This window comes from Halostella limicola, assembly GCF_003675875.1.
Classification (GTDB): domain Archaea; phylum Halobacteriota; class Halobacteria; order Halobacteriales; family Natronoarchaeaceae; genus Halostella; species Halostella limicola.
The window spans coordinates 228,062-241,695 of sequence record NZ_RCDI01000002.1 but is presented as its reverse complement, the minus strand read 5'-3'; the positions used below and the strand labels follow the sequence as shown (position 1 = coordinate 241,695).

The 13,634-nt window shown below is 68.1% G+C and carries 12 protein-coding genes; 6 read left to right on the top strand and 6 right to left on the bottom strand.

What is annotated here, in order from left to right:
• Window positions 1-87: 87 nt before the first annotated feature.
• Window positions 88-2,778, bottom strand: a complete 2,691-nt coding sequence (locus D8670_RS09270; protein ID WP_121817833.1) for a DNA-directed DNA polymerase — start codon at window positions 2,776-2,778, stop codon at window positions 88-90.
• A 166-nt stretch (window positions 2,779-2,944) separates the two neighbouring features.
• Here D8670_RS09270 and D8670_RS20880 point away from each other — a divergent pair, with 166 nt between their 5' ends.
• Window positions 2,945-3,118: a DUF7331 family protein gene (locus tag D8670_RS20880; protein ID WP_162994248.1), complete on the top strand. Its 174-nt coding sequence runs from the start codon at window positions 2,945-2,947 to the stop codon at window positions 3,116-3,118.
• 119 nt (window positions 3,119-3,237) lie between these two features.
• Entirely contained in the window at window positions 3,238-3,660 is a 423-nt protein-coding gene (locus D8670_RS09265; protein ID WP_121817832.1) for a DUF7346 family protein, read from the top strand.
• Between the two features lie 29 nt (window positions 3,661-3,689).
• Here D8670_RS09265 and rad50 read toward each other — a convergent pair whose 3' ends face one another.
• Genes rad50 through D8670_RS09245 form a run of 4 tightly spaced genes read right to left on the bottom strand, consistent with a single transcriptional unit; the run spans window position 3,690 to window position 8,350 of the window.
• Window positions 3,690-6,359 (bottom strand): DNA double-strand break repair ATPase Rad50, encoded by a 2,670-nt coding sequence (gene rad50 / locus D8670_RS09260; protein ID WP_121817831.1) that lies wholly within the window; start codon window positions 6,357-6,359, stop codon window positions 3,690-3,692.
• Entirely contained in the window at window positions 6,356-7,729 is a 1,374-nt protein-coding gene (gene mre11, locus D8670_RS09255) for a DNA double-strand break repair protein Mre11 (RefSeq protein ID WP_121817830.1), read from the bottom strand. The genes rad50 and mre11 overlap by 4 nt, the downstream gene beginning before the upstream one ends.
• The gene (locus D8670_RS09250) at window positions 7,726-8,037 is read right to left on the bottom strand and encodes a DUF7966 family protein (RefSeq protein WP_193569343.1); all 312 of its coding nucleotides are present in this window, start codon (window positions 8,035-8,037) and stop codon (window positions 7,726-7,728) included. Before D8670_RS09250 ends, mre11 begins: the two co-directional genes overlap by 4 nt.
• A gap of 43 nt (window positions 8,038-8,080) precedes the next feature.
• Window positions 8,081-8,350, bottom strand: coding sequence for a MarR family transcriptional regulator (locus D8670_RS09245; RefSeq protein ID WP_121817829.1), 270 nt, complete (start codon window positions 8,348-8,350; stop codon window positions 8,081-8,083).
• Window positions 8,351-8,535: 185 nt separating this feature from the next.
• On the opposite strand from D8670_RS09245, the gene pan1 reads away from it, so the two are divergent.
• Entirely contained in the window at window positions 8,536-9,750 is a 1,215-nt protein-coding gene (gene pan1 / locus D8670_RS09240) for a proteasome-activating nucleotidase Pan1 (protein ID WP_121817828.1), read from the top strand.
• A 193-nt stretch (window positions 9,751-9,943) separates the two neighbouring features.
• The gene (locus tag D8670_RS09235; protein ID WP_121817827.1) at window positions 9,944-10,684 is read left to right on the top strand and encodes a hypothetical protein; all 741 of its coding nucleotides are present in this window, start codon (window positions 9,944-9,946) and stop codon (window positions 10,682-10,684) included.
• Window positions 10,685-10,690: 6 nt separating this feature from the next.
• Here the strand turns inward: D8670_RS09235 and D8670_RS20875 are convergent, their stop codons facing one another.
• The gene (locus D8670_RS20875) at window positions 10,691-10,831 is read right to left on the bottom strand and encodes a hypothetical protein (RefSeq protein ID WP_162994247.1); all 141 of its coding nucleotides are present in this window, start codon (window positions 10,829-10,831) and stop codon (window positions 10,691-10,693) included.
• A gap of 129 nt (window positions 10,832-10,960) precedes the next feature.
• Here D8670_RS20875 and D8670_RS09230 point away from each other — a divergent pair, with 129 nt between their 5' ends.
• Both D8670_RS09230 and D8670_RS09225 read left to right on the top strand, forming a co-directional pair.
• Window positions 10,961-11,512 carry a GMP synthase subunit A gene (locus tag D8670_RS09230; protein WP_121817826.1) on the top strand — a complete coding sequence of 184 codons (552 nt, stop codon included), beginning with the start codon at window positions 10,961-10,963 and terminating at the stop codon, window positions 11,510-11,512.
• A 71-nt stretch (window positions 11,513-11,583) separates the two neighbouring features.
• Window positions 11,584-13,440 (top strand): DUF2070 family protein, encoded by a 1,857-nt coding sequence (locus D8670_RS09225; protein WP_121817825.1) that lies wholly within the window; start codon window positions 11,584-11,586, stop codon window positions 13,438-13,440.
• Window positions 13,441-13,634: the final 194 nt, after the last annotated feature.

The window sequence follows — 13,634 nt, the reverse complement described above, 5'->3', positions numbered from 1 at the left end:
GCGGCAGTGAGCCATTCGGGACGACTCTCCGCTTGACTCCCGTCAACGGCCGTCAGGGGGCGACAGGCGGTCGTTCCCCGGAAGTACTTACATGAAGCTACTGAGCCCGGTCTGTTCCTGCCCGGACTTGACCTCGTCCCAGGAGATGTCCAGCGCTTCGAGGATGCGGGCGATCGGCCCCTTGAGCGTCTTGTCGAGCATCTTGTCCCAGTCGACCTCGAACTCCTCGGGCACCTGGTCGGCGTACTCGAAGCAGATCACGTCGGGGTCGCTCTTGAACTCGCCGTACAGCAGGTCGTGCTGGGGGTCGAACCCCTCCTCCGCCTCCATCCGGCGGAAGAAGGAGGGGTGGACCTTCTTCAGGTAGAGGCGCTTCGGCTTGCTCCCGCGCTGGAAGTTCGTCCCGAGGAAGGCGTTCGCGTACTTCGCGCCGCGGACCTGCGCGGTGTCGGTGTCGTAGTTGTCGAGGCGCTTGCCGATGCCGCCGGGGATGCCGACGTCGTCGAGGTCGACGTTGCCGCTCTGGTAGTCCTCGATGACCTCGTGCACGTAGTCCTTGACGTCCTCGAAGTCCTCGCCGTGGACGATCATGTCGATGACGTCCTTCTGGACGCGCTTGGTGATCGGCGCGATGTCCGAGCGCTGGTACTCGAAGCCGGTGATGTCGACGTCGTCGACCTCCTTGCCCTCCTTCCAGACGATGTGGCCGGCGTAGCGTTTCTTCTTGCCGGCCTGGAAGAACCGCCGGTACAGCTTCTCGAACTCGATCTGGAAGCGGTGATCCTCGGCGTTCAGTTCCTCGCGCGCGAACTCGTCGTACGACCCGTTGATGTGGTCCTCTATCTCGAAGGACTGCTCGATGGCTTCATCGACGGAGACGTCGCCGCCGAGTTCGAGCATGACGCTGTCGGTGTCGCCGTACGCGACGTCGTAGCCGATCTCGTTCGCGGCCGTCTCGGTGAAGTTGATCACCTCGCGGCCCGTCGCCGTCACGGCCGCGCCCATCTCCTTGTCGTAGAGGCGGAAGCGGTCCCAGCCCAGCACGCCGTACAGCGAGTTCATGATGACCTTCACCGCGGCCTGCTGGCGGTCGAACCGCTCGTAGTCCTCGCTGTCGGGGTCGTGCTCGTTCCGGTTCGCCTTCTTCTGCTCGCGTTCCTCCAGCAGCTCGTCGACCATCTCCCGGATGATGCCGTCCGGCTCCTTCCGGAAGTGGGTGCCGTTGGGCGCGACGTACGTGTCGCCGTCGTACGTCTCCGGGTCGACCTTCGTCTCCGGCGACGCGTTGGTCGTCACCATGCACATCGGGTACAGGCTCTTCAGGTCGAGCACGGTGACGTTCTCGCGGACCCCCGTGATGGGGTCGAAGACGGCCCCGCCCTCGTAGTCCTCGCTCTCCTGTTGCCCTTTCGACGGCAGCGCGAAGTCGCCGTGGACCTTGTGCAGGACGTACAGGTCGACCGCGTCGCCGGGCGTCGTCGCGTCCTCCAGCTTGCAGCCGACGAACGTCCGCACCTCGTCCCAGAAGGCGACGATGTCCTGCTTCCGGTCGAGTTCGACGCACAGTTCCACGTCCTTCACGTTGTACTCCAGCAGGCGTTCGGGGTCGTTCTCCCAGAGGTCGCCGATGTCGCCGGTGTAGCGCTCCTTGCCGACGCCGAGTTCGGTCTCGCCGACGGCGTCCAGCCGGTACGACTCCAGTTCCGTGAACTGCGTGCGCTTGTACGCGTACAGCAGGTCGAACACGACGCGGCCCTTCACGTCCGGGCCGCCCCAGTCGCTGCGCCACACCTCGTCGACGCGGGAGAGCCGCTCGATGGAGAGGTCGTAGTCGTGGTCGTAGCTCTGGAGCACCTCCAGGCGGTCGAGGAAGTACGGCGCGTCGAAGTCCTCGAAGTTCCACCCCGTCAGCACGTCGGGGTCTGTCTCCTCGATGTAGGTGACGAAGGCGTCCAGCATCGCCTCCTCCTCGTCGAACGTCCGGACTTCGATGTCGGCGTCCTCGCGCATGGGGTCGTAGTCGTCGAGCGCCTCGGGCGCGTCGACGCCGCCGACCGGCGCGTCGTACAGCCAGGCGACGTACTGCTCGTCGTAGGTGTCGTAGCTCGTGAGACAGATGATCGGCTCCTCGCCCTCCTCGGGGAAGCCGGAGCGGTCGTCGACCTCGATGTCGAAGACGTTCACCCGCGGCGTCGCCTCGCCCTCGACGGGTTCGACCTCCTGGTGGGGGACGTGGATGCTGCCGTCGTCGGCGCGGCGCTCGGGCACGCGGATCCCGTTCCCGACGTCCTTGTCGATGAGGAAACGGTTCGGGAAGAGGATGTCCGCCTCGTAGTGCTCGAACCGGTCGCGGATGTTCCCGACGTCCCGCGGCGTCCGGCCGTATATCTTCGTCAGTTCCTCGCCGCGGATGCTCTCGTGGCCCTCCTCCCAGCCGGTGATCCGGTCGTCGTCCAGTTTCTCGTCGTCCAGGTTCGCCGTCGGCGCGTAGAAGTACGGGCGGAACCCGAGGACGCGGACGTGTTCCAGTTCCTCGTCGGCGGTGCGGCCGAACACGTGGATGATCGGCCGCTCGTCGTCCCCGCTCCCGACGATCGTGTAGTCGACCTGCATCACGGTGAGATCGAGCGTTCCCTCGGCGTCCGGGACCGCCTCCTCCAGCGGGTCGACGACCTCCGAGGACGCCCGTCCGCCGTTGCCGGCGACGGCCCGCGCCTCCTCGACGGGGCGGTCCTCGTCCCCGAAGTCGCCGAGCCCTGTCTGGCCCGAATCAGTCATGTACTCCGGGTTGGCACCGCCTGATAAAAACCTCTGGGTTACCGCCCGCGTTCCGTCCGCGACCCGTCCGCGGGCGCGTTCCGGCGTCCGGAGCGTCCTCCGCCGGGCGGAATTTGGGACGGCAACAAGATATATAACACGGTAACATATACCAAAGGAGTGTACGATGTCCGACCACGCAAGCGCTCCCGGCGAGCACAGTGCTGATCTGCCCGAACCGGCCGGTGTCGACTCCGTCGAGGCCTACGAGACCGAGGAGGGCGTCGTGTTCTACGACGCGGAGAACCCCCTTGCGTGGCTCGAGACGAGCCAGACCCTCTCCCTTCGCGAGCAGGCCTGAGAGGGACGGTCGGACCGCTTCGGGATCGACCGGACGCGGACGTGCGGTCGTCCCGGCGGACGGCTCCGACCGACCCTGTGAACGGAACGCCTAACCGCGAACCCCTCCTACCGACGCCCATGCGAACCGTTCGCGACGACGAGGGCAACCGCTACCTCCTGCTGAAACGGTCCGCCGAGAGCAGTCGCGTCCGCGACCCCGAGACCGGCGAGGAGCGTCACGTCGAGAACGACGCGCTCTCCCCCGTCGAGGGCGAGTCGCCGCTGGAGACCGCGGCGCGCGGCGTTCCCCCGAACGTCCGTCGCGTCGTCACCGTCGCCCACGACGACCGCTCGCTCGGCCTGCTCGCCGAGATCGCGGACCGGGGTCCGGTCGGCGTCCGGACGCTGCTCGACGCCTACGACCTCTGCGAGAGCGACCTCCACGGCCTCCTCGCGGAGTTCCGCGCCGCGGCGCTCATCGAGGAAGCGCGCGTCGCGGGCGAGCGCGGCTACGCGGCGACGGAAGAGACGGTCGCGGCGCTTTCCGTCCTGCGAGACTGAGAAGCGCGCCGCGTCGCCCCCGAGGCGGCCTATTCGAGCGCCGCTATCTGGGGGCGCTCGCGGACCACCGAGGACCGGTTGCTCGTCGCGTCCTTCTCCACGCGCACCACGTCGTCCGCCGCACCAACGAGCTCGTCGTCGTGGCTGACGACCACGATCTGCTCGACGCCGAGGTCGCGCATCGACTCGACGAGGTCGACCAACCGCGAGACGTGCCCGGCGTCGAGAAACACCGTCGGCTCGTCGAGGATGAGCGGCGGCATCGGCGCGGTGCCCTCGATCCCCTCCGACAGCAGGCGGTAGATCGCACAGCGCAGGCTGAGGTTGAACAGGGCGCGCTCCCCGCCCGACAGCTGCTCGGGGTCGAGCGCCTCGCCGTCCTTCTGGTAGACCGTGAGCTCGTACTCGCCGTCGAGCTCGATCTTCGCGTAGGAGTCGTTCTGGTAGACGAGGTCGAACGTCTCGTTGACCATCCGCTCCAGGGTCTCGACGTTGCGCTGGCGCAGTTCCGCCCGCAGATCACCGTACATCTCCTGCAGGCGCTCGGTCTCGTCGTACAGCCCGGCGAGACGCTCGCGGCGTTCCTCCAGCGACTCGCGCTTCTCCCGGAGCTCGTCGAGGTTGTTCAGCTCCGTCTTCACGCCGCCGATGGCGTCCTGCAGGTCGTCGCGCTCCTCCCGGAGTTCGGTGAGTCGCTCCTCGACGTTCTCGATGTAGTCCGTCGCCCGCTCCTTCTCCTCGCGGGCCTCCTCGACGCGGTCCTCGTCGACCGCCTCCTCCAGTTCCGCCTTGCGCTTGCGCTTCTCGGCCAGCCGCTCGCGGCGCTCGTCGTTGAGCTCCGTCTTGCTCTCGCGTTTCTCGCGGAGGTCCTCGACATCGTCGGAGGCGTCCTCGATCGTCTCGGTCAGTTCGCGAATCGACTCCAGGCGGTCCCGGCGCTCGCGGATCTCGCCGCGCTGCTTGTTTATCTCGGCGATCTCTTGGCGCTTCTCGTCCGCGGCGTCAGCTCGTTCCTCTGCTCGCTCGCGCTTCTCTTCGGCCTCTGCCTCCAGTTCCTCGGCGCGTTCCAGTAGGTCGTCGCGGCGCTCGCGTTTCTCCTCGACGGCCGCCTCCTTCTCCGAGAGCAGTTGTTCGAGGTTCGACCGGTTCTCGCGGAGGCGCTCGACCGCCTGCTCCGCCTCGACGAGCGCCTCCGCGGCCTCGACCTCGTCGGCGAGCGCGTCGAGGTCGTCGCGGAGGTCGTCGCGGTCGTCTTCCAAGTCCGCGACCTCGTCGCGCAGGTCGTCGATCGACTCGACGTGGGGGGAGTCCTCTACGGGCTGGCCGCATTCGGGGCACTTCCCCTCGGCGAGCAGGGCTTCGGCCTCCTCTAGCTGCTCGCGCTTCGCGTCGAGCGTCGCAGTGACCTCCTGTCTCTCGGCGCGCAGGTCGTCGCGCTCCGCCTGCAGGTCCACGAGGTGGGCGTCCGCCTCGCCGAAGTCGACCGGCGCGTCCTCGAAGGCGGCCCGATTCTCGGCGATCTCGTCGTCGAGGTCGTCGACCTTCTCGCGCCGCTCGCCGACTTTGTCTTCGGCCTCGTCGATCTCGTCGCCGAGGTCGGAGGCCGTCTCGCGTTTCTCCGCGGCCTCCGATTCGAGTTCATCGGCGCGCTCGCGGAGGGTCTCGGCCTCGCTCTCGCGCTCGTTGATCGCCACGCGGATCGATTCGAGCTCGTCGCGCAGCGATTCGTCGTCCTCGTCCAGTTCGTCGAGCATCGCCTCGATCTCGTCGGGGTCGGCCTCGTCGAGGTCGCTCTCGGCCAGGAGTTCCTCGCGCTCCTCGCGGGCCTCCTCGCGGCGTTCGCGGCGCTCCTTGAGGCGCTCCTTGAGGCGCTCGCGCTCGCGTTCGGTCTCGGCGACGGTCTCGCGCAGGTCCTTGACGTCGCTCTCTACCTCGGCCAGTTCCTCGCGCTTCTGCTCGTGTTCCGCCAGTATCTCGACGGCCTCGTCGAGCGAGTCCTCCGCCTGCGCCTTCTGGTCCTCGAAGCGCTCGATGTCGCCGACGAGGTCCTTGCGCTGGGTTTCGAGCTCGTTCAGGCGCGCCGGGAGGTCCTTCGCCTCCTTGGACTCGATCCGCTCCTCGACGCCTGAGAGCTCCCCCCGGAGCTCCGAGAGCACGTCGTCGATGCCGAGGCGGGCCTCGTTCGCGCGCTCGCGGTACTCCTCCAGTTTCCCGAGTTGGAGGAGGTCGTCGATCATGTCTTGACGGTCGCTCGGCGAGGCGTGGATGAGCTTGTTCACCTCCCCCTGCCGGACGTACGCGCAGTTGACGAAGGCGTCCGCGTCCATCCGCAGGAGGGAGGCGACCTCGCGCCGGACGGCGCGGGCCCCCTCGACGGTCTCGGTGGGGGTTTCGAGGACGCACTTCGCGGTCTGAGCGCGGTCGCCGCTGATCCGGACTCGACGCTCGATGCTGTACGTCCCGCCGTCGTGGGTGAAGTCGAGTTCGACCTCGGCGTCCTCCTCGCCGTTGGTGATCACGTCCGCCAGATTGCGGTCGTCGAGCGCCTTCGAGCCGTACAGCGCGAAGAAGCAGGCCTCGAGCAGCGACGACTTGCCGCTCCCGTTGACGCCGTGGATGACGGTGACGCCGCTGTCGAGGGTGACGTCGGCGTCGGCGTAGCACTTGAAGTTCCGCAGGCGGACCCGTTCGAACTTCACAGGTACTCCTCCATGGACGCCTGACCGTCGCCGTCGGACTCGGCGCTCGGTTCGTCACCGTCGTCCTCGGCAGTCGTTTCGTCGCCGGCGGATTCGGCGGCCGTTTGGCCGTCCTGAGCGTCCGGTCCGCCGTCTGTCTCGGCGGCGTCGGTACCGGCGGTCTCGGCCACGTTCGCGGGGCCGTCGTCGGTCGCATCGTCAACCGTCTCGTCCGGTCCGCCGTCGTCCGGCGCCGGTTCGGTGTCGTCCGGGGCGGCGTCGAACGCGCCCGGGTCGTCGCCGATCAGGTCCCGGACGCGCCGGGAGACCTCCTCGCGGACGTTCGAATCGGCGACCTTGCTGGCCCGGACCGTCTCGTCGACGTCTCTGCCTGCCTCGCTGAGGCCCATCTCGCGGACGCGCTCGCGGACGGCGTCGTCAGGGTCGGCGAACGAGACGGAGCTTTCGACCTCCTCGGCCTCGCGCTCGCGCCGGTCGTTCACGCGGGCGACGAGCGCGCCGTGCTCGGTGGCGAACTCCTCGACCGCGGCGGGGGTGACCGGTTCGCCGTCGCCGTCGATGGTGACGAGGACGACGGCGTCCTCCAGGTCGTGCTGGCGGACCTGCTCGCGGACGCGCTCGACGCCCTCGTTCTCGGCGAGTTCGATGTCGACGAACGCGAACGTCCGCGTGGCGTCGAGGCCGCGGCGCGTGATGGCGGCGTCGCCGTCCTCGAACCGCACGATGTTGTAGCCGCGGTCCTCGCGCTCGTCGGCGCTGGCGCGCTCGGTCGACCCGCAGTAGGTCACCCAGGCGTCGGCGACCTGTGCCCTGTCAGGATGGTGGTTGTCACCGAGCAGCATCGCGTCGAAGTCGACGGTCGCCTCGGTGAGTACCCGCTCCGTGTCCCAGTCGGCGTAGGCGAACGGTTCGAACAGGCCGTGCGCGACGAGGGCGGCGTGGTCCGCGTCGTGCGGTTCGAAGTCGTAGTCGAGGTCGTCGCGCCGGGACTCGGGGACGTAGTCGAGGCCGTAGAAGGCGGTGTCGCCGACCACCTGAGGCTCGTCGTCCAGTCGCGTCGCCAGCCCGAGGTCCTCGAAGAGGTCGAGCCACTGGCCGTCGCGCTTGCCCTCGTGGTTGCCGACGACGGCGAGAAAGGGGACGCCGGCGTCCCGGAGCGAGCGCAGCGCCGCCACGGTGCCCTGCAGGTCGCGGAGGTCGGGGCGGCGGTCGTGAAAGAGGTCGCCGGCGTGGACGACGGCGTCGACGTCGTCCTCGCGGGCGTCTGCCACCACCTGCTCGAACGCTCGCAGGAAGTCCCGGCGGCGCTCGGGCGAGTGGTACTGCTGGTACCCGATGTGGGTGTCGCCCGTGTGTATCACCCGTGTCATGTACTCCCCCTTTCGCGATCGCGTCTTAAATCGGTTCCGCGACCGCGGTGAAACTGGTCCCCTCCGGCGACGCGGCGGTAGCGCTCGAACGCCGCGAGCGCCCGTCGACCCCGTCGGCGTGTCTCGGGATCGCGGGCTTCGTCTGCCGCGCGGCGGAGTCGGTCGAGGCCGACCTCGTCCGCGAACGCCGCCGCCCGCTCGACGTCGTCGACGGCAGCGTCGGCCCGGTCTATCACCTCCCGATGGCGGGCGCTGTCGCCGTGAGCGAGCGCCGCGAGGGCGCGCTTCGCAGTCGGAACGTCGACCACGCCGGGCGTGGCCGCGGCATCGGAGAAAAACCCTCGGACGCGCTCAGTCGAGATTCAGGGTGTAGAGGCGCTTCCGGGCGTCGGAGAAGGAGAAACGAGAGTCGACGACGTCCTGCTCTTCGAGACGGGTGAGCGCGTAGCGGACCGTCCGCGGCGGCAGCAGCGTCTCCTCGGCGAGTTGGCTCTGCGTGAGCGTGTCGTTGTACTCCAGTACCTTCGCGACGAGCTTCGCGCTTGGCGGGAGGTCGCGGACGTCGTCCCAGGAACCTCCGGATTCTGACGCTTCGGCCCGTGCTGACTCTGATGCACTCATCGTAGAGACTCATAGTGAATACAGGCTAATAATATTTCTCCTTCGTTTTGATTACTGTTGGGAATAAAAACCCGTTGCGACGACGACCGCGCATCGGCGGCGAATCGGTCGCATACCGCGGTGCAACGGCGGGATCGGTTCGCCCACCCGCAGGCTTTTATGAGTCAACCCCTTATGCCGTGGTGATGACCGATACTGTGGAAGACGTCGATCTCCCCTACGACGAGGAGGAGGCGTCGCAACAGGAGAAAATTGAGGCGTTACGCGAGCGGCTGGAAGTTCTCGAAGCACAGAACGAGGAGATGCGGGACAAGCTCCTCGACGCGAACGCGGAGAACAACAAGTACCAGCAGAAGTTAGAGCGGCTCACCCACGAGAACAAGAAGCTCAAGCAGTCCCCCCTGTTCGTCGCCACCGTCCAGGAGCTCACGGACGAGGGCGTCATCATCAAGCAGCACGGCAACAACCAGGAGGCCGTCACCGAGGTCACCGAGGAGATGCGGGAGGAGATCGAGCCCGACAGCCGGGTCGCGGTCAACAACTCTCTCTCTATCGTGAAGACCCTCGACGACGAGACCGACGTCCGCGCCCGCGTGATGGAGGTCAGCGAGAGCCCCGACGTCACCTACGCCGACATCGGCGGCCTCGAAGAGCAGATGCAGGAGGTCCGCGAGACCGTCGAGATGCCGCTCAACAAGCCCGGCGCGTTCGACGAGGTCGGCATCGAGCCGCCCAGCGGCGTCCTGCTGTACGGCCCGCCCGGCACGGGGAAGACGATGCTGGCGAAGGCAGTCGCCAACGAGACCGACGCCACCTTCATCAAGATGGCCGGCTCCGAGCTCGTCCACAAGTTCATCGGCGAGGGCGCGAAGCTGGTCCGCGACCTGTTCCAGGTCGCTCGCGACCACGAGCCCGCCGTCATCTTCATCGACGAGATCGACGCGATCGCGGCCAAGCGGACGGAGTCGAAGACCTCGGGCGACGCCGAGGTCCAGCGTACCATGATGCAGTTGCTCTCGGAGATGGACGGCTTCGAGGACCGCGGCGAGATCCGCATCATCGCGGCGACGAACCGCTTCGACATGCTCGACCGCGCCATCCTCCGCCCCGGCCGCTTCGACCGCCTCATCGAAGTGCCGAAGCCCGACCACGAGGGCCGGGAGATCATCTTCCAGATCCACACCCGAGACATGAACACCGCCGACGACGTCGACTTCGCGGCGCTCGCCGCCATGGCCGAGGACGCAAGCGGCGCCGACGTCAAGGCCATCTGCACGGAGGCCGGGATGTTCGCCATCCGCGACGACCGGACCGAGATCCGCCAGTCCGACTTCGAGAACGCCTACGACAAGATCCAGTCGGAGACCGAGGAAGAGACGGTCTCGAAGACGTTCGCGTAACGCGACCGCTCTCGCTTCGAGCTCGCTCGTTTTCTTCACGCTTCGTTTTCGTTCGCGGCCGAAGGACGTTCGAACGTTCCCCGGAGCGCCGTTCGCGTCCACCGACCGCTCGCCCGGCGTCTACCTCTCGGACACCCGGCAATAGCGGCTTCCTGCCAAACCGTTTTCATACAGAAACCCTCCTACATACTAGATGACGCTATCCGACATCGTCCATCAGACCGGAACCGACCAGAAGGTTCTGCGGATCTGCAACTTCACCGGCGAGCGATCGGACCTGACCGCGCTCCGCGAGTACTTCTCCTCGCAGGAGGTGTCCCTGACGACCGACCGCACGGAGAGCGGCCGACCGCGCGACGTCGCTGTCCTCGAATCCGACGGGCGGTTCCTCGCCGCGGACTCGCTGGCGGCGCTCCGGCGCTACGTCGACGGGTGGCGGGAGGGCGAGACGCCGGACGTCCGGACGGCCCCGCCGTCGGTCGTCGACGCGATGGCGGAGACGCGGTTCGAGTCCTACGACAAGCGCCGGATGATCCACGCCTCGCGTATCGTGGAGTTCCGCGGGTGGAACGTCGGCGAGGGCGAACTCCACGCCGGCTTTCAGGATCTCTCGAAGATCGACTTCCAGACGAACGTCTACCGGAACCTCGACCGGAAGGGCCTCGACGTCCACGTCTACGGCGAGGGGGACCCCGAGAGCGTCGGGGCGGCCAAGGACATGGGACTCCGCGTCCACGAGAGCGACGACGAGGAGGTCCTCCGCCACTGGTGGGTGGCGTACGACGGCGACGGCGACGACGCGCAGAAGAGCCTCCTGCTGGCGCAGGAGCGCGATCCGAACGAGTTCTACGGCTTCTGGACCGACGACCCGTCCGTCGTGGACGAGACGATCGACCGGCTTCGAACGCTCCAGACAGCGGCGGCGTCTGTCTGACCCGGGTCAGCCGAGCGCGAGAAACAGCGCGTACGGCAGTCCGAAGAGGACGGCCGTCATCGCCACCAGGATGATCCCGTAGCCGACGCCGGTGCCGATCGCTGTGTGCCACGCCGGGTGGTCGAACTCGTCGAGTGCGTCTACCATGCGACGACCGACGCGCGGCCGCGGCATAAATCCCACCGGGTACCGAGGGTCGGAAACGGGCGAGCGGTGGTTCGACGCGCTCGAACGACTCCGGACGCCTTTTATTCGCCGGTCGGCTATAGCGCCGTAATGACGAAGATCGTCGTGGTTGACAACCACGGGCAGTTCACGCACCTGGAACAGCGCGCGCTCCGCGACATGGGGGTCGACACCGACCTCATCGACAACGACACGCCGCCGGAGGAGATCGACGCCGACGGCATCGTCCTCTCGGGCGGCCCGGACATGGCCGACATCGGCCGGAGCGGGGAGTACCTGGACCTCGACGTCCCCGTGCTCGGCATCTGTCTCGGGATGCAGATCATGGCGGACGAACTCGGCGGGCGCGTCGGCGGCGGCGAGTACGGCGGCTACGCCGACGTCACCGTCGACGTGCTCGACGAGGACGACCCGCTCACCGGCTCGCTGGCGCCCGAGACGCGCGTCTGGGCGAGCCACGCCGACGAGGTGAAGGAACTGCCCGACGGGTTCGATCTCACCGGGAAAAGCGACGTCTGCGACGTCGAGGCGATGAGCGACACCGACCGCGACCTCTACGGCGTGCAGTGGCACCCGGAGGTCGCTCACACGGCGGAGGGCGAGGAGCTCTTCGAGAACTTCCGGCGCATCTGCGAGGCGTAGGCTCTCCCACGTCTCCCGAACCGGACCCCGAAGCGTAGCTTTACTTTCCCTGCGGCTCTCTCGTCTACGTAATGACCGCGACGCAGGGCGATCTGGCGAGCCTCTCCCGGTACGTCTTTCGGGCCCCGCGCTGGCACGCGAGCGTAGCGTTCGCGCTCGTCGTCGCGGCGGTCGCCGGCGTCGGCGTCTTCGACACGCGCTACCTGCTGGAGGACGTCTGGCAGGGGATCTTCTTCGTCGGGGTTCCGACGATCGCCGCGAGCATCCTGACCAGCGGCGTCGACGGCTACTTCGGCGGACAGCTGACGCCCAACCGGTCGTCGCTGCTGGCGCTGATCTGCGAGGTGTTCGTCGTCGCGGTGCTGGTCTGTGCCGGCGCTGTCGCCGCGCTGACCGCGTTCGGGCAGAACTTCGTGTTCGACGCCTTCCTCGCCGCGCTCGCCGCCATCTTCGCCTTTCGTCTGCTCGTGGTGATGGCGGTGTCGCGCCACTCCGCGCCGGTCGCCGCCATCCCGGCGAGCGTCCAGACCGTCGCCGCGGCCGTCCTGCTGTTCGTCTACAGCGGCGCGATGCGTTACTTCGCCGTCGACGGCCCGCTCATCGACGCCTTCCTCTCCCGGCAGGAGGAGGCGCCGGCCGCGCTGAACGTCGTCGTTCCCGGCGACTTCCTCGTGCTCGCCGCCGTCTGTCTGGTGTACGGCGCGGCCGCGTACGCCTTCGTCCGGATCATCGACCGGCCGTGGCAGCGCAGCCTCGGCGTGAGCGTGCTCGACTTCCTCGGCGGGTTCATCGGCCACATCGCGGAGGGTACCCGCGAACTGGAGGACTTCTTCGAGGAGATCGGCGAGGAGGCGGTCGTCCCCGTCACGGTCTGTTCGATCCGCTGCCCCGGCGGCGAGGAGAAGGCGCGGTTCGTCCTGCCGATGATCCACCCAGGGCCGATGGGCGAGATCGGCGGCGGCAACCTGCCGGTCCGGGTCGCCCGCGACGCCGACGGCCTCGCGTTCCCGCCGCACGCCACCGCCGGCCACGACTTCAACCTCGTGACGGAGCGCGAGGTCGACTCGGTCCTCGACGCCGCCGACCGCGCGATGGACGCTGTCGAGTACACCGACCGCGCCACCGAGAGCGTCCGCGTCGACGAGGGCGAGGCCTCCCTGCTCGCGCAGGCGGTCGGCGACGACCTCCTCTCGTCCGTCACCTACTCGCCGTCGTTCGCCGACGACGTCTCGTACGCGGTCGGCCTCGCGGCCGCCGCCGAGGCCCGCTCCGGCGGCTTCGACGACGTCCTGCTCGCCGACGCGCACAACTGCAACAACGGCCTGCAGGGCGAGGACCTGGGCCACGTCACGCCGGGCGGCGAGCGAGCCTTCGACACGCAGGCGGCGGCGGCCCGCGCCGGCGACCTGCTCGCCGACGCCGACCGCCACCCGCTCCGCGTCGGCATCGCCTGGGACCCGACGGAGTGGGAACCGGAAGACGGCATCGGCCCCCTCGGCGTCCGCGTCGCCGTCTTCGAGGTCGACGGCCAGCGCACCGCGTACGTCCTGATCGACGGCAACAACATGGAGCCGGGGCTCCGCGAGCGCCTCGTCGCCGGCGTCGAGGGCGTCGACCGCATCGAGGTGCTGACGACCGACACCCACGTCGTCAACCAGGTCGAGGCGACGAACCAGGTCGGCGAGGCGATCGCCGAGGGGAAACTGCTCGACCTGATCGACGACCTCGTCGAGGACGCCGTGGCCGACCTCGAGCCCGTCGAGGTCGGGATGGCGAGCGAGCGCGCCGCCGTCACGGTCTTCGGCAACGACCGCACGGAGACGCTCGCGAGCACCGCCAACGCGATGGTCTCGATGGGCGGCGGCCTCGCCGCGGCGACGACGCTCGTCGCGATGAGCGTCAGCGTGCTGATCTTCCTGTTCGCCTAACGCGACCTTTTTCCTCCTCGGGTCGCGCTTCGCCGACCACTCGGAGCAAAACGCTCGGCGAAAAAGCCCGCTCACACGCGCTTCTTCGTTCGCGGCGAACCGCGCTCGCTTACGCTGCGCGGACACTCGACTTCAGTGAAGATCCCAGTGAAACGGCGGCGAAGCCACCGCATGCTCGGCGCTACCGTTTTGCG

Excerpts from the sequence above, each read along its gene's own strand:
- D8670_RS20880 (WP_162994248.1), top strand. The coding sequence starts at position 2,945 with ATGTCCGACCACGCAAGCGCTCCCGGCGAGCACAGTGCTGATCTGCCC.
- pan1 (WP_121817828.1), top strand. The coding sequence starts at position 8,536 with ATGACCGATACTGTGGAAGACGTCGATCTCCCCTACGACGAGGAGGAG.
- D8670_RS09245 (WP_121817829.1), bottom strand. The coding sequence starts at position 8,350 with ATGAGTGCATCAGAGTCAGCACGGGCCGAAGCGTCAGAATCCGGAGGT.
- D8670_RS09225 (WP_121817825.1), top strand. The coding sequence starts at position 11,584 with ATGACCGCGACGCAGGGCGATCTGGCGAGCCTCTCCCGGTACGTCTTT.
- mre11 (WP_121817830.1), bottom strand. The coding sequence starts at position 7,729 with ATGACACGGGTGATACACACGGGCGACACCCACATCGGGTACCAGCAG.
- D8670_RS09230 (WP_121817826.1), top strand. The coding sequence starts at position 10,961 with ATGACGAAGATCGTCGTGGTTGACAACCACGGGCAGTTCACGCACCTG.
- D8670_RS20875 (WP_162994247.1), bottom strand. The coding sequence starts at position 10,831 with ATGGTAGACGCACTCGACGAGTTCGACCACCCGGCGTGGCACACAGCG.
- D8670_RS09270 (WP_121817833.1), bottom strand. The coding sequence starts at position 2,778 with ATGACTGATTCGGGCCAGACAGGGCTCGGCGACTTCGGGGACGAGGAC.
- D8670_RS09265 (WP_121817832.1), top strand. The coding sequence starts at position 3,238 with ATGCGAACCGTTCGCGACGACGAGGGCAACCGCTACCTCCTGCTGAAA.
- D8670_RS09235 (WP_121817827.1), top strand. The coding sequence starts at position 9,944 with ATGACGCTATCCGACATCGTCCATCAGACCGGAACCGACCAGAAGGTT.